Here is a 21,207-nt window from a genome sequence, read left to right on the forward strand (position 1 = left end):
AAAGCTAATTCTCAGCCTAACTCAAAGGTTAAGCCTTGAGACTAGAAAACGAGAAGGCTAAGAGTTAACCTCGACCACCTTTAATCGCTTTAATGATTTCAGTCGTAGAGCAACCATCTTCAAAGTTAAGAACTTTCACTTCACCACCAGCCGCAATCACTTCTTCACCACCAGCAATCTCTTCAGGTTTATAATCACCACCTTTCACTAGAATGCTAGGTAGAACCTCAGAGATCAAACGTTGAGGTGTATCTTCAGAAAACGGAACCACCCAATCAACCGCGCCTAAGCCAGCCAATACCGCCATACGACGATCAGTTGGGTTCACAGGGCGACCAGGACCTTTCAAACGTTTGACTGATTCATCAGTATTCACTGCAACGATCAAACGATCACCCAGCTCAGCCGCGTGGTTCATGTAAGAAACATGGCCGGCATGCAGAATATCAAAGCAACCATTAGTCATAACTACTTTCTCGCCTTTCGCACGAGCTCGTTTCACCGCTTCAACCAGTGCCGCTTCAGAGATCACGCCGTAGTCAGTGTCTTGGCTACCATGAATCGCTTCCGCTAACTCAATCGTAGACAACGTAGATGTACCAAGTTTGCCAACTACCACACCTGCAGCAGCGTTCGCTAATGCACACGCTTCATCTAGTGGCTTACCAGCAGCAACAGAAGCCGCGAGTACCGAGATAACCGTATCACCCGCACCTGTCACGTCATACACTTCTTTCGCTTGAGTCGGCAAGTGGAATGGCTCCAAACCTTTGCGAAGCAAAGTCATACCATGTTCGCTGCGCGTTACCAACAAAGCCTCGAAATCAAACTCTTCGATTAACGCGAGTCCTTTTTCGATCATTTCTTCTTCAGATTTTACTTTGCCCGCAACCAGTTCGAACTCAGCCATATTAGGCGTAAGCAAAGTCGCACCACGGTAACGTTCAAAGTCTGCGCCTTTCGGGTCAATGAATACCGGAACCTTTGCCGCACGTGCTTTTTGAATAAAACTTTGCACATGCTCCAAGGCACCTTTTGCGTAATCAGATAGGATCACCGAACGTACATTAGGAAGCGCTTGCTCCATGCGAGACAAAACAAGCTCGGGATCCGTGTTCTCAAATTTGTCTTCAAAATCAAGGCGGATTAGCTGTTGTCCTCGGCTCATCACTCGCAATTTAGTAATAGTTGGATAGTCTTCTAACTCAACGAAATCACATTTAACTTTTAGTGCACCTAGGGTGTTTTTTAACACCTCAGCAGGCTCATCTTTTCCAGTCAAACCAACGATATGAGCATGCCCACCAAGAGAGGCAATATTCATTGCTACGTTGGCAGCACCACCAGGACGCTCTTCGTTATTTTCTACTTTCACAACGGGTACAGGTGCTTCTGGTGAAATACGGCCAGTTGGGCCATACCAGTAACGGTCAAGCATTACGTCACCGACAACAAGAACGCCTGATTGGCTGTAGTCAGGTAGAATTGGTTTCATTATGGATCTCCAAAAATCGAATCTGGCTAGAGTCTAGCACACTGATTACAGTGGCTAAACTATAGATAAATGAGTAAAAGCCTATCAAGATAGACACATCAGTCACTACGTTATGACTTGGTTAAGCTTCCATCCATTGCTTCCATGCTTGAACAACATGTTCTCTTTCCATCTCAAACTTCTCAATCGCCACATCCGCATCAAGGTTGAGTAGATTACGATGATGGATTTCATCTCTTAACGTCGTATAGACATTGGTTAATGCCATGCCTTGCTGCTCGTCCATAATCCCCTGTGACAACAAGCTTTCAAAGATTCGTACATTGTCACACCAACGGGTGAGCTTAGGTTTTTCGTTGCTGTATCTCAGCACTAAATATTGCGCCAAGAACTCAATATCAGTAATACCGCCCGCATCTTGTTTCAGCATGAACCGATCGGCTTTTTTACCGCCTAAATGACCGCGCATTTTTTCACGCATATCCACAACGGACTTTTTGAGTGTTGCCTCATCACGAGCCAAGCACAGAACCTCATGGCGAGTTTTGTTGAATGCCGAAGCCAATAAGTCATCGCCGTAAATCATGCGAGCACGAGTTAGAGCTTGGTGCTCCCAAGTCCACGCATCATTGTGCTGATACTCGTCAAAGGCATCCGTTGGACTAACCAATAGACCAGAGGCACCTGAAGGGCGCAGACGAGTATCGACCTCATACAAAATACCGGAAGCGGTTCTAGTTGAGAAAATATGAATAATTCGCTGTGCCAATCTTAGATAAAACTGGCGTCCATCAATCTCTTTCTTACCATCAGTATAGATGTGTACCGGACAGTCGTGCATGAAGACAATATCAAGGTCTGAGTTATACCCCAGCTCCCAGCCGCCAACTTTGCCATAACCGACAACCGCAAAACCACGACCTTCACGATCTTTTACATGAGTCGGTTCACCAAACTTGGCCGATACTTGTAACCAAGCTTGGTTAATACCCGCCTCAACAATCGCTTCGGCTAAATAGGTCAGGTGATCACTGACCTTCATGACAGGCAGAGCACCTGCAATATCCGCGGCTGCAATCCTCAAGATACAAGTCTGCTTAAACTGACGCAGACCTTCCATCTGTTGCTCCATATCATCTTCAGGAATACGAGCTAGGTAATCTCGCAGCTCAGTCTTGTAAGACTCTAAAGGTACGGGATTATAAAGTTGCTGAGGGTCAATAAGTTCATCTAATAGAATAGGATAACGGCCAAGCTGCTCCGAAATCATCGGGCTCGCAGTACATAAACGAACTAACTGAGTTAACGCGGCTGGGTGTTCATCCAATAGCTCAAGGTAAGTGGTGCGCGTGACTATTTTATGGAGAAGGTGCAACACTCGAGATAAACCAAACTCTGCATCCTTGGCGGTGTACAACGCTTGGAACACTTTAGGCATCAAGCGATTTAAAACCTCCCGTCCACGTGGGCCAAGGGTTTTCTTCGCTAAATCCGCTTTAAATTGGATAATGGTTTTCGCCGCTTCCAGCGGGTTAGCAATCGCGATATCATGCTCAAGAACCTGCTCAATCACGTCTTGTTTATGGGCCATATCCCACAGTTCACTAAAGTGACTCGCGATTGGATTGGCGTCCTCTTCATCGACACCAATCAGATCTTCGAAAACAGTATGTACATTCGCCATATGAACACGAGTTGCCGTAATCAAACTATCCCAATCAGCAAATTGCATTGCGACAGCGAGCTGCAGTTGCTCGAACTCACCATCTGGTAAGGTTTGAGTTTGCTTGTCAGACATCGCTTGCAATAGGTTTTCAAGGCGACGTAAAAACAGGTAGGCCTCACGTAAATGACCGACTTCTTTGGTCTCTAATAAATTGAGAGACTCAATAGCACTTAACGTTTCTAGTAACCCTCGACCACGCAGGCTAGGCTCGCGCCCGCCACGAATCAATTGAAAAACTTGCGCAATAAATTCAACTTCACGAATACCACCAGAACCAAGCTTGATGTTATTGGAGAGGCCACGACGGCGAACTTCACTGCTGATCATCGACTTCATTCGACGCAGAGATTGAATGGCACTGAAATCGATATAACGACGAAACACAAACGGGCGCAACATCTGGCGAAGCTCTTGATATTCAGGGTACATTTCACTACCCATCACTCGCGCCTTAACCATCGCGTAGCGTTCCCAATCTCGGCCTTGTTCTTGATAATAATCTTCTAGCGCAGCGTAACTCATGACCAGTGGACCACTCTCACCGAATGGACGCAGACGCATGTCTACTCGATAACAGAATCCATCAAAGGTTTGCTGATCAAGCGCTTTGATAATCCGTTGCCCTAAACGCGTGAAAAATTGGGCGTTGGCGATACTTCGTCGTGCACCTTGTGTTTCACCATTCTCAGGGTAAGTAAAAATCAGATCGATATCAGAAGAGAAATTAAGCTCACCGCCACCAAGCTTGCCCATACCGATGATCAACATCGGCTGCGCTTCACCCAGATCATTACAAGGTGTGCCCCACTCTTTACAGCAAATATCGTACTGCCACTGATAGGTCTCGAAGATCATCGCCTCTGCCAACATCGATAGATGGCTTAAGCTCTGCTCTAGCTCCCACACACCCAAAAAATCACGCCAAGCAATGTAGGTCATTTCTCGATTACGGAATTGACGCAGCACACGCTGGCCACTCATTTCATCGGCACAACTTGAAAGTAACTCGGCTAATCGCTGACGATACCCTTCAGCACGCTCTTCACATGCCAGCATATCAGGTAGGGAGTTGGATAAAACCGTATCACGCTGTAAGCAATCAGCAACAAAACAACTTAAACCGAGTACACGTTTAAGATCTTCAATCATTGGCTCTGGCCAAGCATTGATGGCTTCACTTTGATGATCTAATAATTGCTCAAAAGCAGACTGGGAATGCGTGGTGAGTTGAGAAGGCAATGGCATGTTTCTTCCTTGTGTAAGCTGCGCGCCGAACAATTGGTTCTGTTCTTTAGTAAATAGTTTTAACAGGCAAGTTTAACAACGAGCTTTGAGAACCCGTTTTAATATCTAAGGATAAGTTATACCAAAGTTACGCCAATAAAAAACGCCCACATTAGCAATGTGGGCGTTTTATCGGTTAACTTATCGAATCGGGCCTTTCCTAGCTATCGAATACTAGAAGTACTTCTGAGGAGTAAAGACCAAGACCCCATGATTAAACCTTAAATTGTTTAATCTTACCGTCCAGTTCTTGCGCGTTGGTTTCCATGAGCTGAGAAGTCTCTAACAGTTCACCAACGACCACGACAGAAGCTTCGACAAGCTCACGAACATTCGTTAGGTTGACACTCATCTCTTCAGCAACACTGCTCTGTTGGCCTGCAGCGGTCGCGATCTGGAAGTTCATATCATTGATTTGGTTGACTTGGCTTACTATTCCATCCAACTCTGAGCCAGCATTGGTTACCAGTTCAACGCCTTCAGCCGCTTCTACAACACTCTTCTCCATCAACTCTACGGCTGAATTAGCGCTGCTTTGTAGGTGACTGATCATATCTTGAATCTCAACTGTCGCTTGTTGAGTACGCTGCGCAAGGTTACGAACCTCATCGGCAACAACCGCAAAACCACGTCCCGCTTCACCTGCACGTGCGGCTTCAATCGCTGCGTTCAGTGCTAACAGGTTCGTTTGCTCTGAAATTCCTTGGATAGTACCCACAACGCTGCCAATCGAATCAACGCGTTCTTCTACTTGGTTTACCGCTGCTGCAGATGCTGCGATATCTGAAGATAGCTCACTCATCTTAGAAACTGAGCCTTGAACGAACTTCTGACCGGTCAATGCTTGGCCTGATGCCTGTTCAGTCAATGAAGACGCACTTTGCGCATGCTCAGCGACAGTTTGTACGGTCGAAGTCATTTCACTCATAGCTGTCGCTAGCTGATCGATCTCGTCGAACTCTTCTTGAGCCGAATCTTTGGTTTCTGACATGCTAATGGTCATCACTTCTGTCAGAGCAAATAACTCGTCTGAAGAGGCCACTTGAGTTTTGATCATGTCGTTCAGTTGGACGCGAGTTTTTTCAAGTTCGCGTGCCACATCGCCGTATTCATCTTTACAGTCCATTTCAATCGGCACTGATAGATTCTTATCGGCCATGATTTTAATGGCGTCATTAAGGTACTGAGTTTGGCGAAGCATAACGCGCGCCGCCGCTAATAGAAGAACCACAAACACAATGATCATCAAGGCTGTTTGCCAAGCCACTTGAACTAGGTAAGTCTCGTAATGCTGCTGTGCAACTTGCGCATTATTGGTTACAGCAAGCAATGAATCGTAAAACGTACTTGCGTCCCATAACTGCTTCGAAATGATCAAGATAGTGCTGAATATCATCAGCATGACCATTTTTGGAACGAGACGAACGTCAGAGATTATCCTTTCCCACGGCTTGAATGACAGTTTAGTCATTGTCAGTTCTCCATTAATTCTTATATATTGATGGCTTCTATATCCGCGAGGTGGCTATGTCAGTCAAAGTTCGCGATTTATTTTGAGCCTCGTATGAATGTTGAATAATACCAAAGACGCCACCAAGCCGATGAGCTTATTGTCACTGATTCTCTCTTTCTTAGCGTTATTTGTGATCTCAGGCTTATTGTTCGTTCCGATTGATAAAGAATCAAAACAAGTTCTTATCGGCCTCGATTTTATAATCTGTAGTGTTTTTCTTTTTCAGCTCACGATTGATCTATTGAGATCACAAAACAAGAAAGAATATCTAAAAGTACACTGGATCGATTTCTTAGCAAGCATCCCAATGATCGAACCACTTCGTTTCGCTCGCATTTTTCAGATCCTGCGTGTCATTCTTGTGCTCCGCTCGGGTAAACGTGTTTTCAGAGAGCTGTTTCGTAATCGCAAAGAAACCACGCTCGCCTCGATTATTCTGCTGCTGGTTATTCTCCTAACCATAGGAGCTGGAACAATACTTCTGTTAGAACACAAAGATCCCAATGCCAACATTACCACTGGCCAAGATGCTTTGTGGTGGGCTTTCGTTACCATCAGTACCGTAGGGTACGGCGATCATTACCCCGTGACGAACTCAGGGAAATTAGTCGCCTCTCTGGTGATCATTTGTGGTGTGGGTGTTTTTGGTATGATTTCAGGCTTGATTACTTCTCTGATCACCTCCCCAACTCACCATGAGAATCAACGAGCAGAAAACAAAGAGAAGCATCTTGAAAAGATCATTGAGCAACAACAGAAAATCCTAGAGCGACTCGAGAAGCTCGAGCAACAAACAAAAAAATAGGGCCGAAGCCCTATTTTCAAATTCATACTTATACTGATGCCGGTATTGAGTTTAGTCTTGCCAGTATGGCTCAACCTCAACACTGATTTGGCGCGTCTGTTCCATCGCATGCAGAATAGACACTTCTTGGCGAGCCAACCAACGCTCTAGCTGAACCTTCTCATCGCCTTCCAATTTCTCAGTCAAAGGCTCTAACGTTTTAAGTGCCAGCAAGTCATCAATGCCTTGCACCATATCGGCCCATGGCAAACGGAAGCTGTTTCGTTCATCGTCATCATACAAACTCGCGAAACCAACGCCAGAATACAGATTACGCATCAAACGGTATTGCTGATCAATATACGCTTGGCTGGTCATCACTCGCTCTGGCGGGAAAGCTTCCATCAAATCGGCCCATGTGCGATCGAGTTGCTGCACGGAAAACCATTCGATACCACGAGCCATTTGCTCACGTGCCTTTTCATCTAAGAAAGGTTGCCAGCCACGAGACAAGATCCAACGGCTCAGATCTAATAATAACCCAGTGTATCGAGCAGAACTCAATAAGGTCAGCAGGTCTTCACGATCTGGCAGTTGCTCTTGCATCTCTTTAAGCTCAGCGACCAAGAACTTACGTGCATCTAGCTTACGCAGCACGTGGCCTTTATCTTCGAGCAAATCTTCGAAGTGGTCATAACTTTTTAGCCAATCAAGTTCTTGCTCAAGCCACTTAAGTTCTTGGCGTAAAATAGCACTCGCGCGTCTTGGAACAATATCACCATAGATAGTGAAGGTTTGACGAATAAAACTTAACGAATGGCTTATCTCATGTAACGCTTCAATAGATTGACGCTCAGTAAAAATCTGCTCGTGAGAGTGCCAATGAGCGAGAGCATGCTCTAAAGATTGAATGAAACACGATTCAACAGTATCACTTTTGTCAGTATCAACTAAGGTCAAAGGAGTGACTTCATCTCCTTGATAACCTTGAGCAAGACGGTAACCCTTAGCGGCTTTGCTGAGATTCCCCAAACGCATGCCACCTTGTTCGCAGAATTGACGAGACAATGTAAATAGAGCATCCGTTTGACCCGATTTAAGTTCCAATTCGACTTCGCAAATCGGTTCTTGCAGCTCGCCGGACTCAACAAAGCCTTGGTCGAACGCAACCTCAACCTGGCTGCCATCTGGCATACCAATCAACCACTGCTCACGCGTGAAGTTGGTAGAGAACAGAGGAGTCAGCTCAGCTTGCAACGTTTCGATGTCTTTACCCGCTGGCCAGATATCCTCTGGATGTAGGGCTAGCTTAGGTTCATTGCTATCGTGTTCTGCATTGTATTCAGGCCTTTGATGCAGACCAGCAACCACACGACCAGCGGTCTTTACGGTTTGTACAAATACGTCATCAAAACGTCGAATACGCAAGCCAATATCGTGCTTACGTAGCCAGTTGTCAGGGGTGTCAAAGTAGATGTTACCTAGCTCGCGACAACTGTGCTGAAGTACTTTAGTTTCAGCAATTTTATTGCGTAAAGTCTCTGAAAAATCAGGAGAAACAAAAAACTTCAGTTCTATCTCGGTTTCCATAGTTATACCTTTCTGTGAAGATAGGGACAGGATATTGCCAATTTGAAAACTCAGCAAGTCAGAAATATCGCCCTTATGATGATCTAAAACAGTTTTAATGAGACATTGATTAGGTTAACATGCGCGACTTTGTAGCCATCGCTTAACATTTCACCATGAATATGGTGTATGTTGTTTTAAGGTTATTATTTATTAGGTTGGATGACCATGCCAGTAAATACAATTATGGGGTTATTTGCAAAGTCCCCAATTAAACCTTTGCAGCGTCACGTAGTATGCGTGAACGAATGTTGTTCTCACCTAGTTAATTTCTTTGAAGTTTCTTCAAAAGGTGACTGGGAGAAAGCATCAGAAATTCGAGCTCAGATTTCTCACCTTGAGAAAGAAGCTGACGTACTAAAACGTGAAATTCGCCTTAAACTTCCTCGTGGTTTGTTTATGCCAGTTGATCGCACCGATATGTTGGAGCTATTAACTCAACAAGACAAACTCGCAAACCTAGCGAAAGACATTGCTGGCCGTGTATATGGTCGTCAACTCGTCATTCCAGCTCCAATGCAAGAAAACTTCATCGCTTACGTTAAACGTTGTCTAGATGCAGCGAACCAAGCACAAAACGTAATCAATGAACTAGACGAATTACTTGAGACTGGCTTTAAGGGCCGTGAAGTAACACTCGTTGCTGAAATGATTCATCAGTTAGATGTAATTGAAGATGACACGGACGCGATGCAGATCGAATTACGCCAACAATTAATGGCGATTGAAGACGATATGAATCCAGTTGACATCATGTTCTTATACAAAATTCTTGAATGGGTTGGTGGTATTGCAGATCAAGCACAGCGTGTAGGCGCTCGTCTTGAAGTAATGCTTTCTCGATCTTAAATCATACGCTAACTATATAACGAAGAGCATTTTTTAACCAAACCACTTATGCGCTGAGTATTCCTCTCGCTGAGCGGTTTTTTGCGTCTAAATTTGTTCCGCTTGTTATCAAACAACTAGGTATTACGATGGATATCCTTGCTAACTACGGCACTGTCCTGATTATTGTTGCAGCAGCTTTCGGTTTCTTGATGGCTATTGGTATTGGTGCAAATGACGTTGCGAATGCAATGGGCACTTCAGTAGGCTCTAAAGCTCTAACCGTAAAACAAGCGATCATTATCGCAATGATCTTTGAATTCGCAGGTGCTTACCTTGCGGGCGGCGAAGTAACTGACACGATCCGTAAAGGTGTTATCGAAACGTCTCTATTCGCTCATCAACCTGACGTACTTGTGTACGGCATGATGTCGGCGCTACTGGCTGCTGGTACATGGTTGCTTCTAGCATCATACATGGGCTGGCCAGTATCAACGACTCACTCGATCATCGGTGCAATCATCGGTTTCGCGTGTGTGTCTGTAGGTACAGAAGCCGTAGACTGGAACAGCGTTCAAGGTATTGTGGGTAGTTGGATTGTCACACCGTTGATTTCCGGCATCTTCGCCTATCTTATTTTTGTCAGTGCCCAACGACTGATATTCGATACAGAAAACCCGTTATTTAACGCTAAGCGTTTTGTGCCTGTGTACATGTTCATTACGACAATGGTCATTGCACTTGTAACAATCAAGAAAGGTCTTAAGCACGTTGGCCTTCACCTAACCGGTACTGAAGCCTGGTTATGGGCAGCTGGTGTTTCTGCTGTAGTCATGGTTGGCGGTTACTTATACATTCAAAAGAAATTTGCTAATCGCGAAGAAGACCATGGCTTTGCCGGTGTAGAAGGTATCTTCAGCGTTTTAATGGTTATTACTGCTTGTGCGATGGCATTCGCTCACGGTTCTAACGATGTAGCAAACGCGATTGGTCCATTGTCTGCTGTAGTATCAACCGTTGAGAATATGGGTGAACTTACAGCGAAAAGCAGCATTGCGTGGTGGATTCTTCCACTAGGTGGTATTGGTATCGTTGTTGGTCTTGCTACCATGGGTCATAAAGTAATGGCGACTGTGGGTACTGGTATTACAGAACTAACACCTAGCCGTGGCTTTGCCGCTCAACTAGCAACGGCATGTACGGTTGTACTTGCTTCTGGTACTGGCCTTCCGATTTCAACTACGCAAACATTGGTTGGTGCGGTTTTAGGTGTAGGTTTTGCTCGTGGTATCGCAGCACTCAACCTAGGCGTTGTGCGTAACATCGTTGCTTCGTGGATTGTAACGCTACCTGCAGGTGCTCTACTTGCTGTTGTGTTCTTCTACGCAATTCAGGCTATGTTTACTATGTAATAGCCTTGGCGTTAGTAAATATTAGCGTCAGAAAACGGTGAGCTTCGGTAATGATATGTAAATACCATGTCATTATTGACTCAAACGCACAGAAAGGGAGGCTTTGCCTCCCTTCTTTGTTGCACCGCATAAAGAAACTAAATATTATTTGCTCATTGAGGCTGACTCATACGCCTACCCAATTTGAATCGTTAAGGGATTTACTGTGAAAAAACTGATTAGCTTAGTTTTGCTCGCAATGCTTGCGGCTCCAGCTGCCTTTGCACAAGACCGTTATATTGCTGACAAACTATTTACTTATATGCATTCTGGCCCAAACAACACATTCCGTATCATCGGTAGTGTTGATGCTGGTGAAAAGATTACTTACCTGCAAACTAACAAGAGCACGGGTTACACCCAGGTTCAAGACAACCGCGGCCGTAAAGGCTGGGTAGAAAGTAAGTTTGTAAGCACTCAAGAAAGCATGGCTCTGCGTATGCCTAAGCTAGAGAAAGAGCTGACTGACGTTAAAGGCAAGCTAGCGAATGCTCGTCAAAGTGCTGACAGCGAAAAAGCTGGCCTAGCGAGCTCTTTAGACTCTCGTAACAAGCAAATTTCTGAACTTGAGCAAAACTACAGCGAGATTAGCCAACAACTTACGAGCTCTCAAACAGAGAACCGTGAGCTACGCGCTAAGCTAGACACTCAAAAAGATGATCTGCTACTGAAATACTTTATGTATGGTGGTGGTGTTGCTGGTATTGGTCTACTTCTTGGCCTTGTCCTGCCACACATTATACCTCGTCGCAGAAAGTCACCAAACGGCTGGTCGTAAGCTGATCACTTTACCTGTTTGGCTTATCTTGCGCTAAACAGAGTAAATTCAGTATCGAATATCAAAAAGGAGCACCTCGGTGCTCCTTTTTATTTGTCTGTTCTCTAGGTCTTTAGGGCTATCTAGCTTTTAGCCTTTCCACTCGTACAGAGCGGGGATTTCTATTTTCTGTTGATTGAACTCGATAATCACTGATTGCGGCTTAATTTCGAGTAACTGGATGTCTCTTCCAATCCAATCCCCTTGCGCCACTTCTTGACCATTCACTTTGACCCAACGCTTGGTTTCGCTACTCGAGTACATGTGAGTTTGTAGATCTAACTTAGGTAATACCCCTGATAAGCTATTGGTGTGCGTTTCCAGCTCAATGACCTGAGACCCTACCTGTCCTGCTGGACGCGAGTCCATTGGCTCAGGTGCGCTTTGTTGCTCACCCATCATTGATTCAAGCTTTAAGGCCAAATCGGGGGGTAACTCACTGAGATCTAGCCCTTGCAGTAAATCACTGTCCGATTGCAGAGCCGTATTCTCATTGCTTACACCTGGCTGAACCTCTTGCTGAGCTAGTGATAACTCTGACTCTTCTGATGTTCGCGCACTACTCTCTGAACTAGCCACAGGCACAATAGCTCCACCAGCGACATTCGTACTTTCAGAGCCAATCTGCGCATACACCTCTTGGCGTGGCAGTGCTTTCAAAGGTTGGCTTGCCGGCGCTGCGCGAACGGCAAATAATACTTCACCTTCTGCATCCATTGACACAGCCTCCACATTGGCTATATCAGCATCAGCGATTTGAGGCTCAAGGTCTGATTGAGGTTTTGATTCAGGCAGAGCGACATAGGCAGCTTGGCTAGCCGAGTTTTGTTGTTGGTTATACGATTGATAAGCCAGAACACCACCCACCAACAAAGAAGGCACTAAGATAAGCAGTAGCCCCATGGCTAACGATGAGCCTCGTTTATTGCTAATCCCTTTAACAGAACTTAGCACATGATGATTTTGGTAGCCTTTGAAGCTGGGGCTATTAAAAGATGATTGTTTAAGAGACGCTTGGTTAAGAGGCGGCTGCTTAGCAGACGACTGATTAAGCTCATGCATAATGCGTGACATTAACTTGCGCCTCCATCAAGTGACATCAACTTAGGCGAGTCGAGTTGAGCCAACCTTTGTAATCTTGCCAGCGTGCGCTTTCCAGCGATGCCATCGACAGACATCCCTTGCCACATTTGAAACGCTTCAATTTTCATTTTTAACTCATAGTCAAATACATCACTGCCCGATACGTCTTCACCCAAAACTTCAGACAATAGCAGATCAAGCAGTGCAATCGCCTCACCTTGGTAACCCTCTTTGAGCGTCTCTCTGAGTGGCTGTTTCCAAATCGCGACATAATCACCTTGCCAGATTTTCTTTAAGGTACGCTTAGGCATCACCAAGAGCTTTTCGTTAACGAGGAGCTCGACAGACTCCTCAGACGCACCATAAAGCACAGCAAACACTGGCTCTTGATCGATATCCAGATTAAGGACCACGGGTACGCCAAGATCTAACAATGTATCCAAATTTGACTGTTGTTGCTCGCACACAAAGACACTTTGCGGCTCACTTAAGCACAAGCCATCACGCAGTGAAGACTGATACCCCCAGAGCGTATACAAGTCCTTGATAGCGAGAGAACGATTGGTTCCCTGCATCAAGTGCTGTTGAATATCTTGTGGCAAAGCAAACTTGGAAGGTTTTGGCTCAGCAACCAACTGAGGTTGACTCGCTACCAAAGAGCGCTGAGCCTGTGCAGACACTTCTGTTTTCATTTCACTTGAAGTCTCAGCCGACTGCCATGCATTGATATAGCTTGGAGCAAAATTAAAGGTCGCCATTGCGAGGCCGACACTTAATGTAGCAATCCCAGCGTATTGGAATAACTTGGGGACTACGTGAGAAGATCGAGGCTTTTCGACATGATACACATCGGCCTGAAACGACATAACTTGCTGACACGCTCGGTTAACCGTTTCATTGTTCGGTAATGGCTCACCATCATGAAAAGCCAATTGCAGGGCTTTATCACACACCAAGTTAATGAGCCTTGGAATACCATGAGTATATTGGGCGATTAGCTTGATTGAACGATTCGAAAACAGCATCTGCTCGCCACCCGCCGTTTCCAAACGAAACGCGATGTACTTGCCAGTTTCTTCAGTATTAAGAGGCAGTAAGTGATAGCGACCTGTAATGCGCTGAGCTAGCTGACGTAATTGAGTGGTTTGTAAGTGCTGTTGTAATTCCGGTTGGCCGACCAACAGTACTTTTAACAGCTTGCGACTGTCGGTTTCTAAGTTGGTCAGAAGGCGTAACTGCTCCAGCACATCAGCTGCAAGATGTTGGGCTTCATCGATCACCAATAAGGTTTGAATGCCTTCAGCATGACTATCGAGCAGGAAGTAATGAATGGCCTGACTCAGCTGTTTCAACGATGCTTGTTCAGGGTACTCGACCTCAAACTCATCACAGATAGCTTCCAGTAAATCCGTATTGGAAAACGTAGGGTTAAGTATAAGGCCAGCTTGAGTCTGATTATCGAGTGATGACAACATCGCTTTGGCGACCGTTGTTTTTCCTGTACCGACCTCACCAGTAAGCATCGCAAAGCCCCCACCTTCGCCTAAACCGGCTTGTAGGTTCTGCATCGCTTCTTGATGGCGCTGACTTAAAAACAAGTAGCGAGAATTTGGTACAATCGAAAATGGCATCTCAACGAAGCCAAAATATTCCTTATACATGTGCTGCCCTATAATTACGATTAATGGAAAGTACCATTGCTTGCAGTAAAGTCCAGCAGTGATAAAACATTTCGAGGTGATAAGTTGCAAATATACGATAGCCTACCAAAAGACAATGGGCTACAACGCTACCTAGTCGGTGGAGCGGTGCGCGATAAGCTGCTCAACATTGATAGCTATGATAGAGATTGGGTCGTGGTAGGGAGTACCCCTCAAGAGATGGAAAACCTTGGCTTTACTGCAGTGGGTAAAGACTTCCCCGTATTCTTACACCCAAAGACGAAAGAAGAGCACGCACTGGCTCGCACCGAAAGAAAGTCAGGTTCGGGTTACACAGGTTTCGAATGTTACTTTGCACCAGATGTGAGTTTGGAAGAAGATCTCATGCGTCGAGATTTGACCATCAACGCCATTGCTCAAGACGATAAAGGCCAGCTTTACGATCCTTACCATGGCCAGAAAGATCTCTCTGATCGTGTTCTAAGACACGTCTCGGATGCTTTTGTTGAAGATCCTCTGCGTGTGCTGCGTGTGGCTCGCTTCGCCGCCAAACTTCACCATCTCAACTTTACGGTTGCACCAGAAACCATGGTGATGATGAGTGAGATAGTTCAATCCGGTGAACTGGCACATCTCACTGCCGAACGAGTTTGGCAAGAGTGGCATAAATCCCTTAGCACTCCGCATCCTGAAGTGTTCCTTTCGATACTGAAAGAGTGTGGTGCATTGGCTGTTGTGTTGCCTGAAATTGACGCGCTGTTTGGTGTACCTCAACCTGAAAAGTGGCACCCTGAGATCGACACGGGCATTCACACTCTGATGGTTGCTCAACAAGCTGCGCGATTAAGCTCATCGTTACCCGCGCGTTTTGCCGCTCAAGTGCATGATTTAGGTAAAGGCGTCACGCCAGAAAGCGAGTGGCCAAGCCATAAAATGCATTGCCATACAGGCTTAAAAATCATTAAGAAGCTGTGTGAAAGAGTCAGAGTGCCCAATGAATTCAGAGATCTTGCGTTGTTAGTGTGCGAGCAGCATTCTAATATCCACCGCGCAGGCGAGCTCAAGCCAACTACCTTTCTCAAGGTTCTGAACAAGTTTGATGTTTGGCGTAAACCAGACAGGCTCAACGACATACTGCTTTGCTGCCAAGCCGATCATGCTGGTCGTAAAGGATTAGAAGATCAGCCTTACCCTCAGAAAGCGCGTTTTGAAATGGCTTACCAAGCAGCGCTTCAAGTCGAAGTAAAAGCGATTATTGCCGATGGTTTTAAAGGCAAAGACATTCGAGAAGAACAAGAAAAGCGTAGAGCTGCCGCGATTGAGAGCGCGTTATCAGAACTCTCTAATAGTTAATCTGCACAATGCTGATTACCATGCATTAAAAAACCCGCTACTAGGCGGGTTTTTCCGTTTCAATCTGTAGGACGAAACATTTGTCTACGTAAGTTGAGTGCTACTGCATCATCAAGAAAGCAAATAGACCAAAACCTAGAATCAGGCGGTAGATAACAAACGGTGTCATACCCATACGTGAGATCAGCTTCAAGAAGAAGTGAATACAGATATAAGCACTGATGAAAGAAACCACGATACCCGTTAGCAAGGTGCCAACATGGATAGGGTCACCACTGGTCACTAACTTCAGACCTAAGTAACCACCCGCCAGAGTGATGATTGGGATAGACATTAGGAAAGAGAATCGAGCCGCGGCTTCACGTGTGAAACCAAGGTAAAGTGCTGCGGTAATCGTTGCGCCAGAGCGAGACGTACCTGGGATGATCGCCATTGCTTGAGCAAGACCAATAAACAGCGCCTTTTTCCAACCCGCTTGGTATTCGTCATCACGTAGGCTTGAGTTTTTATCCACCCACCATAGCAATAAACCAAAAATAATCGTTGTCGTCGCAATCACCCACGCACTGCGCAAATAAAGCTCAACAATATCTTTCATCAACAAACCAAAGATACACGCTGGAATCGTCGCGAGAATGATCATCCAAGCGAGCTTCGCTTCTTTACTACGATCACCTTTAAACACGGAACCAAAGAATGCGCTCAAAAGAGAGACCACTTCTTTGCGGAAATAGATAACGACGGCAGCCAGAGTACCGACGTGGACCGCAACATCAAAAGCCAAGCCTTGATCTTCCCAACCTAAAACAGCCGAAGGAAGGATTAAGTGTGCAGAACTGGAAATAGGTAAAAACTCAGTAAAGCCTTGCACCAACGCCAACATAAACGCTTCAAAATAACTCATTACTTACCTTAAAAATTATAGTGTTATATCTACGACAGAGAGCGAATCTAATTGCTGCATCTTCTGCCATATTTCACTGACGGTTCTTCCATCTTGCGGGATCACTCTCGCAGGACAGAGATCATAAAGTGGTTGTGTTACAAAAGGATATTTATAGATATCACTGCGTGGTAATTCTGGTTCGCTTTCAGAAACCACGTCTCCAAACAGCACAATATCAAGATCGAGCTTTCGATCTTGAAGTTTATGAGCATCTTGAGAGCGACCCCATTTAAACTCAATTTTACGAAGTTGCTGTGAAAATTCAGTCAATGAGAGTGATGTGTCGAGCTCTATCACAAAGTTATAAAACGAATGGCTTTCAAACCCTACAGGCTCACAATGATAGATCTTAGAGCATTTAAGGTTAGTCCCTAACGATTGAAGCTCTGTCCATGCCACCCTTGCATGCTTGTCGCGGTCTATGTTCGTACCAACACCAACATAGGCTATTGTCATGCTTGACCTCGTTCGATGATCACACCGACGGCTTTTGCTTGTGGCACTGCGCCAGGCTTCGCTAAACGGATTTTAATCCAAGGCACTGAAAACTGAGTCATGATTAGTTCAGCGACTTCTTCTGCCACACGCTCAACCAATAGGAATCGGCCATTCGCAATGTGGTCAAGTACGGCTGTGCTGACTGTCGAGTAATCCAAAGCATCAACAACATCATCACTCTTACCTGCAGGGCGGTTGTCATGAGCCATTTCAATATCAAGCACAAGTTTTTGTTTGATCTCTTGTTCCCAATCGTAAACACCGATCGTTGTAATTACTTCTAGCTGTTCAATGAAAACTTTATCCAGTGCCATGACTTGTCCTTTTAGAGGTCGGATACCCATATGGGGGAAAAAAACGTATTATTCGTGTAATTCCAGATATGATATCAATTACTCTTGGATTGAGCATTATTTTCCCATCGTTAGACTTATAACCGTTTAAGGAAAAACATGACCCCTTTGGCACTTATCATGATCATTGCGGCCTATTTGCTAGGTTCAATTTCGAGTGCGGTCTTGATATGCCGAGTCTTAAGACTTCCAGATCCAAGAACGGTAGGCTCCAACAATCCAGGGGCCACCAATGTACTGCGTGTGGGCGGCAAAGGCGCCGCTGCAGCCGTGCTACTTTGTGACATGCTTAAAGGCACCATTCCAGTCTGGCTTGGCTACTACCTCAACATCGACTCGATCATTTTAGGCGTCGTGGCGATTGCTGCATGCCTTGGTCATATGTACCCAATATTCTTCCACTTTAAAGGTGGTAAAGGCGTCGCAACGGCACTCGGAGCCATCGCCCCAATTGGATTTGATCTAACGGGCATGATCATGGCGACTTGGTTGGTTGTGGCATTTTTGTTTCGTTATTCTTCTTTAGCGGCACTGGTTACTGTGTTGCTCGCACCTTTCTACGCTTGGTTAGTCAAACCTCAATACACACTGCCTGTGGCCATGTTGTGTTGTTTGATCGTCCTACGTCACCATCAGAATATTCGTCGCCTACTCGATGGCAGTGAACCAAAACTCGGGCAAAAAAAATCGGCTTAAACTGTCATGTCTAAGCCGAACCATTTTTAAACCGAGATAAATTTAAACCGACACAAATCTCAATCGATCAATACTATTCAGTCTTTAAGAGCTTACAGCAGATGTTTATCTAAAAACGTCTTCAGCATTGTGTTCACAAACTCTGGTTGCTCTAGCGAGCTAATATGACCAGCACCAGGAATCACCACTAACTCACTGCCCGTAATGCAATCATGCATTAGGTATGACTCAAGTGCCGGACGCGGCTTATCTTCTTGTCCAACGGCAATCAACACTGGCAGTGCAAAGTTCTCTACCGCTTCAATCATATCGCGACGCCCAAACACCATTCGACCGATTCGTGCGACTTCTTCTGCTTTCTCACCCTCAAGTGATGATAGCTGCTGAGTAAAACCTCCCACTAAAGCTGGTGAGTTAGTTTGAGCATCATTAGCAAAGAACAGTGGAACAACCGCTTCTACAATCGGCTGAGGAACCATTTTGGTTTGAGTAATGGTGTCTAACATGCTGAAGTATTTAGCATGAGCAACTTCTGGCTCTAAACCAACAAAGGTATCCATAAGTACCAAAGACTTGATTCGTGCAGGAGCTAACTCCGCCAACTCTGTTCCCCACATACCGCCAACCGATAAGCCAACCACAGAGAATTCTTCGATATCTAAATGATCAAGCAGAGCCAAAACGTGCTGAGCGTAATCTTTCAAGTTACGCATCGAAGCTGGTGCAGCTTGTGACTCACCATGAGACCAAAGCTCTGGAACAATACAGCGATACTGAGTTTTTAATGCATCGATCTGCGGCTTCCACATTGCACTATCCCAAAGGTAGCTGTGGCCTAACACAACAACAGGGCCTTGACCTTCATCTAGGTACGCCATCGACTGATTGTCTACTGTAAACTTGTTCATTTTCTTCCCTAATCTCTATTAGCAATTATTTATCGACACATAGTCGGTAAGCTAGGATATAAAAACGGCCGCACAAGGCGACCGTTTATCGAAACACACTGGTTTATTCTGCGGTTAGCTTTTGTTGATCGACGGTTTCTCGTTGAACGATTGCTACTAGCCAAGCGATTGCTACGAGCTAAGCAATTGGCTCTAGTTGGTCAATTGGCCAACGCGGCGTGGCATGAACAGACAAATCAGCCGTTTCACCATTTTTAAGGCGTTGCATACCCGCGTAAGCAATCATCGCACCGTTATCAGTACAGAATTCAGTTCGTGGGTAGTAAACCTCACCACCGATTTTCTTCGCCAGCGCTTCAAGCTCAATACGTAGCTGTTTGTTGGCACTAACACCGCCAGCAATCACGATACGTTTCATACCCGTCTCTACCAAGGCACGCTTACACTTGATTACCAAGGTCGCACAAACCGCTTCTTGGAACGCGTAAGCAATATCAGCACGAGTTTGGTCATCATTGTCATTAGCGCGAATGGTATTTGCCGCGAACGTTTTCAAACCAGAAAAGCTCATATCTAGCCCTGGGCGATCGGTCATTGGACGTGGGAACTTAAAGCGCCCCGGAGTCCCTTTTTCTGCAAGTCGAGATAACAGCGGGCCACCCGGGTAATCTAAGCCCATCAGCTTCGCGGTTTTATCAAACGCTTCACCCGCCGCATCATCAATCGATTCACCAAGGATTCGGTATTCACCAATGCCTTTTACTTCGACCATCATGGTATGACCGCCAGAAACCAGCAGAGCAACAAATGGGAATGGTGGAGGATTGTCTTCTAGCATTGGCGCAAGAAGGTGACCTTCCATATGGTGTACTGGCACAGCAGGCACGCCCCACGCATAAGCAATACTGCGACCAATTGTTGCACCCACAAGCAATGCACCAACCAAACCGGGACCAGCTGTGTAAGCCACGCCATCAATGTCTTTCGACGTTAGGTTCGCTTCTGCCAATGCCGCTTTAATCAGTGGAATGGTTTTTTTTACGTGGTCACGCGACGCTAGCTCAGGTACCACACCACCGTAATCGGCGTGCAGTTTTACTTGGCTGTATAACTGATGAGAAAGCAGCCCTTGCTCATCATCATAAATTGCGATTCCTGTTTCATCACAAGAGGTTTCAATACCAATAATGCGCATAATTTTCTCGGCACGCTTTCGTCTAAAATGGGAAATTAGCGCAATATTACCCTGCCTAAGCTCTTCAAACAAATATTGTACAGACTATAATCGACAAAGTGCTTTACAAAGCCACTGTGATCGGATTAAAATTCCGCACCATTTTTGATCAAGCTGGTTAATGGCCAAACGCAAATAGAGAGTTAGCTCGATGGGTAACTTCTCTGATTTGGTACTGAGTAACCAGCGATAATGAATAACCCCTGAGGTGAAAGGCATATGCCAATAGTTAAAGTACGTGAAAACGAACCGTTCGACGTTGCACTACGTCGTTTCAAGCGCTCTTGTGAAAAAGCAGGTATCCTTTCTGAAGTGCGTCGTCGTGAGCATTACGAAAAGCCAACTACAGTTCGCAAACGCGCTAAAGCAGCAGCTCAAAAGCGTCACGCTAAAAAGCTAGCTCGCGAAAACGCACGTCGCGTTCGTCTGTACTAATAACTTAATCCATAAGGACTGAGTTATGGCTCTTATTGAACAACTCAAAGAAGAGCAAAAATTAGCGATGAAAGCCAAGGACAAACCGCGCCTTGGCACTATCCGCTTAGCTCTTTCAGCAATTAAGCAACGTGAAGTTGACGAACGGATCACTCTGAACGACGACGACATTATTGCTATATTAGTTAAAATGGTTAAGCAACGTCGCGATTCTGTTGCTCAATATGAATCGGCAAATCGTCAAGATCTTGCTGACGTGGAAAAAGCAGAAATTACGGTACTTGAAGGCTTTATGCCTCAACCGCTAACTGAAGAAGAAGTTATTGCACTACTTGATAGCGCAATTGCAGAAGCTCAACCTGCGGGCATGCAAGACATGGGTAAAGTAATGGCTATCTTGAAACCACAAATTCAAGGGCGTGCAGATATGGGTAAAGTTAGTGGTTTAGTTCGTTCTAAACTCGCTTAATCCCAAATCAAATTGCAACAAGCCGTGCAATCCTTCGGAACGCA

Annotated in this window: 19 protein-coding genes; 8 read left to right on the top strand and 11 right to left on the bottom strand. The window is 45.4% G+C overall.

The features are described 5' to 3' along the window. Nucleotides 1–64: 64 nt before the first annotated feature. From hldE to NX845_RS16780, 3 genes are all read right to left on the bottom strand, one after another. Nucleotides 65–1,495 (bottom strand): bifunctional D-glycero-beta-D-manno-heptose-7-phosphate kinase/D-glycero-beta-D-manno-heptose 1-phosphate adenylyltransferase HldE, encoded by a 1,431-nt coding sequence (gene hldE / locus NX845_RS16770; RefSeq protein WP_017087492.1) that lies wholly within the window; start codon nucleotides 1,493–1,495, stop codon nucleotides 65–67. 121 nt (nucleotides 1,496–1,616) lie between these two features. After that, entirely contained in the window at nucleotides 1,617–4,466 is a 2,850-nt protein-coding gene (gene glnE, locus NX845_RS16775) for a bifunctional [glutamate--ammonia ligase]-adenylyl-L-tyrosine phosphorylase/[glutamate--ammonia-ligase] adenylyltransferase (RefSeq protein ID WP_102462716.1), read from the bottom strand. A 253-nt stretch (nucleotides 4,467–4,719) separates the two neighbouring features. Further along, nucleotides 4,720–5,976, bottom strand: coding sequence for a methyl-accepting chemotaxis protein (locus NX845_RS16780; RefSeq protein WP_102455863.1), 1,257 nt, complete (start codon nucleotides 5,974–5,976; stop codon nucleotides 4,720–4,722). A gap of 97 nt (nucleotides 5,977–6,073) precedes the next feature. Here NX845_RS16780 and NX845_RS16785 point away from each other — a divergent pair, with 97 nt between their 5' ends. Continuing rightward, nucleotides 6,074–6,823, top strand: coding sequence for a potassium channel family protein (locus tag NX845_RS16785; protein WP_004735958.1), 750 nt, complete (start codon nucleotides 6,074–6,076; stop codon nucleotides 6,821–6,823). A 51-nt stretch (nucleotides 6,824–6,874) separates the two neighbouring features. On the opposite strand, the gene NX845_RS16790 is transcribed toward NX845_RS16785, so the two are convergent. Beyond that, a complete protein-coding gene (locus tag NX845_RS16790; protein WP_065681786.1) occupies nucleotides 6,875–8,392 on the bottom strand; it encodes an inorganic triphosphatase in 1,518 nt (505 codons plus the stop codon). A 207-nt stretch (nucleotides 8,393–8,599) separates the two neighbouring features. Here NX845_RS16790 and NX845_RS16795 point away from each other — a divergent pair, with 207 nt between their 5' ends. From NX845_RS16795 to NX845_RS16805, 3 genes are all read left to right on the top strand, one after another. Then, the gene (locus NX845_RS16795; protein ID WP_004735960.1) at nucleotides 8,600–9,280 is read left to right on the top strand and encodes a TIGR00153 family protein; all 681 of its coding nucleotides are present in this window, start codon (nucleotides 8,600–8,602) and stop codon (nucleotides 9,278–9,280) included. 128 nt (nucleotides 9,281–9,408) lie between these two features. Beyond that, on the top strand, nucleotides 9,409–10,671 hold the full coding sequence (locus NX845_RS16800) for an inorganic phosphate transporter (RefSeq protein ID WP_102568782.1): 1,263 nt from the start codon (nucleotides 9,409–9,411) through the stop codon (nucleotides 10,669–10,671). A gap of 205 nt (nucleotides 10,672–10,876) precedes the next feature. After that, nucleotides 10,877–11,488 carry a TIGR04211 family SH3 domain-containing protein gene (locus NX845_RS16805; protein ID WP_004735962.1) on the top strand — a complete coding sequence of 204 codons (612 nt, stop codon included), beginning with the start codon at nucleotides 10,877–10,879 and terminating at the stop codon, nucleotides 11,486–11,488. Between the two features lie 129 nt (nucleotides 11,489–11,617). On the opposite strand, the gene NX845_RS16810 is transcribed toward NX845_RS16805, so the two are convergent. After that, nucleotides 11,618–12,601: a general secretion pathway protein GspB gene (locus NX845_RS16810; RefSeq protein WP_260257012.1), complete on the bottom strand. Its 984-nt coding sequence runs from the start codon at nucleotides 12,599–12,601 to the stop codon at nucleotides 11,618–11,620. After that, entirely contained in the window at nucleotides 12,601–14,271 is a 1,671-nt protein-coding gene (locus tag NX845_RS16815; protein ID WP_260257013.1) for an ExeA family protein, read from the bottom strand. The genes NX845_RS16810 and NX845_RS16815 overlap by 1 nt, the downstream gene beginning before the upstream one ends. A gap of 36 nt (nucleotides 14,272–14,307) precedes the next feature. On the opposite strand from NX845_RS16815, the gene NX845_RS16820 reads away from it, so the two are divergent. Beyond that, nucleotides 14,308–15,624 (top strand): multifunctional CCA addition/repair protein, encoded by a 1,317-nt coding sequence (locus NX845_RS16820; protein WP_151417543.1) that lies wholly within the window; start codon nucleotides 14,308–14,310, stop codon nucleotides 15,622–15,624. A 100-nt stretch (nucleotides 15,625–15,724) separates the two neighbouring features. On the opposite strand, the gene NX845_RS16825 is transcribed toward NX845_RS16820, so the two are convergent. Genes NX845_RS16825 through folB form a run of 3 tightly spaced genes read right to left on the bottom strand, consistent with a single transcriptional unit; the run spans nucleotide 15,725 to nucleotide 17,382 of the window. Next, nucleotides 15,725–16,528 carry an undecaprenyl-diphosphate phosphatase gene (locus NX845_RS16825; protein WP_004735967.1) on the bottom strand — a complete coding sequence of 268 codons (804 nt, stop codon included), beginning with the start codon at nucleotides 16,526–16,528 and terminating at the stop codon, nucleotides 15,725–15,727. 15 nt (nucleotides 16,529–16,543) lie between these two features. After that, on the bottom strand, nucleotides 16,544–17,026 hold the full coding sequence (gene folK, locus NX845_RS16830; protein ID WP_004735968.1) for a 2-amino-4-hydroxy-6-hydroxymethyldihydropteridine diphosphokinase: 483 nt from the start codon (nucleotides 17,024–17,026) through the stop codon (nucleotides 16,544–16,546). Further along, a complete protein-coding gene (gene folB / locus NX845_RS16835; RefSeq protein ID WP_004735969.1) occupies nucleotides 17,023–17,382 on the bottom strand; it encodes a dihydroneopterin aldolase in 360 nt (119 codons plus the stop codon). Before folB ends, folK begins: the two co-directional genes overlap by 4 nt. Before the next feature lie 138 nt (nucleotides 17,383–17,520). On the opposite strand from folB, the gene plsY reads away from it, so the two are divergent. Further along, entirely contained in the window at nucleotides 17,521–18,117 is a 597-nt protein-coding gene (plsY, locus tag NX845_RS16840; RefSeq protein WP_004735970.1) for a glycerol-3-phosphate 1-O-acyltransferase PlsY, read from the top strand. A gap of 92 nt (nucleotides 18,118–18,209) precedes the next feature. Here the strand turns inward: plsY and NX845_RS16845 are convergent, their stop codons facing one another. Further along, nucleotides 18,210–19,025, bottom strand: a complete 816-nt coding sequence (locus NX845_RS16845; protein ID WP_260257014.1) for an alpha/beta fold hydrolase — start codon at nucleotides 19,023–19,025, stop codon at nucleotides 18,210–18,212. A gap of 178 nt (nucleotides 19,026–19,203) precedes the next feature. Then, on the bottom strand, nucleotides 19,204–20,220 hold the full coding sequence (tsaD, locus tag NX845_RS16850) for a tRNA (adenosine(37)-N6)-threonylcarbamoyltransferase complex transferase subunit TsaD (protein WP_004735972.1): 1,017 nt from the start codon (nucleotides 20,218–20,220) through the stop codon (nucleotides 19,204–19,206). Nucleotides 20,221–20,478: 258 nt separating this feature from the next. On the opposite strand from tsaD, the gene rpsU reads away from it, so the two are divergent. Together rpsU and NX845_RS16860 are read left to right on the top strand one after the other, a co-directional pair. Continuing rightward, a complete protein-coding gene (rpsU, locus tag NX845_RS16855; protein ID WP_004396009.1) occupies nucleotides 20,479–20,694 on the top strand; it encodes a 30S ribosomal protein S21 in 216 nt (71 codons plus the stop codon). Nucleotides 20,695–20,719: 25 nt separating this feature from the next. Further along, entirely contained in the window at nucleotides 20,720–21,163 is a 444-nt protein-coding gene (locus tag NX845_RS16860) for a GatB/YqeY domain-containing protein (protein WP_009847797.1), read from the top strand. Nucleotides 21,164–21,207: the final 44 nt, after the last annotated feature.

This window comes from Vibrio sp. NC2 (assembly GCF_025195005.1).
GTDB lineage: Bacteria > Pseudomonadota > Gammaproteobacteria > Enterobacterales > Vibrionaceae > Vibrio > Vibrio splendidus.

Bases quoted from the DNA above. Each gene is read 5' to 3' on its own strand.
- hldE (WP_017087492.1), bottom strand. From the start codon at position 1,495: ATGAAACCAATTCTACCTGACTACAGCCAATCAGGCGTTCTTGTTGTC.
- glnE (WP_102462716.1), bottom strand. From the start codon at position 4,466: ATGCCATTGCCTTCTCAACTCACCACGCATTCCCAGTCTGCTTTTGAG.
- NX845_RS16780 (WP_102455863.1), bottom strand. From the start codon at position 5,976: ATGACTAAACTGTCATTCAAGCCGTGGGAAAGGATAATCTCTGACGTT.
- NX845_RS16785 (WP_004735958.1), top strand. From the start codon at position 6,074: ATGTTGAATAATACCAAAGACGCCACCAAGCCGATGAGCTTATTGTCA.
- NX845_RS16790 (WP_065681786.1), bottom strand. From the start codon at position 8,392: ATGGAAACCGAGATAGAACTGAAGTTTTTTGTTTCTCCTGATTTTTCA.
- NX845_RS16795 (WP_004735960.1), top strand. From the start codon at position 8,600: ATGCCAGTAAATACAATTATGGGGTTATTTGCAAAGTCCCCAATTAAA.
- NX845_RS16800 (WP_102568782.1), top strand. From the start codon at position 9,409: ATGGATATCCTTGCTAACTACGGCACTGTCCTGATTATTGTTGCAGCA.
- NX845_RS16810 (WP_260257012.1), bottom strand. From the start codon at position 12,601: ATGTCACGCATTATGCATGAGCTTAATCAGTCGTCTGCTAAGCAGCCG.
- NX845_RS16815 (WP_260257013.1), bottom strand. From the start codon at position 14,271: ATGTATAAGGAATATTTTGGCTTCGTTGAGATGCCATTTTCGATTGTA.
- NX845_RS16825 (WP_004735967.1), bottom strand. From the start codon at position 16,528: ATGAGTTATTTTGAAGCGTTTATGTTGGCGTTGGTGCAAGGCTTTACT.
- folK (WP_004735968.1), bottom strand. From the start codon at position 17,026: ATGACAATAGCCTATGTTGGTGTTGGTACGAACATAGACCGCGACAAG.
- folB (WP_004735969.1), bottom strand. From the start codon at position 17,382: ATGGCACTGGATAAAGTTTTCATTGAACAGCTAGAAGTAATTACAACG.
- plsY (WP_004735970.1), top strand. From the start codon at position 17,521: ATGACCCCTTTGGCACTTATCATGATCATTGCGGCCTATTTGCTAGGT.
- NX845_RS16845 (WP_260257014.1), bottom strand. From the start codon at position 19,025: ATGAACAAGTTTACAGTAGACAATCAGTCGATGGCGTACCTAGATGAA.
- tsaD (WP_004735972.1), bottom strand. From the start codon at position 20,220: ATGCGCATTATTGGTATTGAAACCTCTTGTGATGAAACAGGAATCGCA.
- rpsU (WP_004396009.1), top strand. From the start codon at position 20,479: ATGCCAATAGTTAAAGTACGTGAAAACGAACCGTTCGACGTTGCACTA.
- NX845_RS16860 (WP_009847797.1), top strand. From the start codon at position 20,720: ATGGCTCTTATTGAACAACTCAAAGAAGAGCAAAAATTAGCGATGAAA.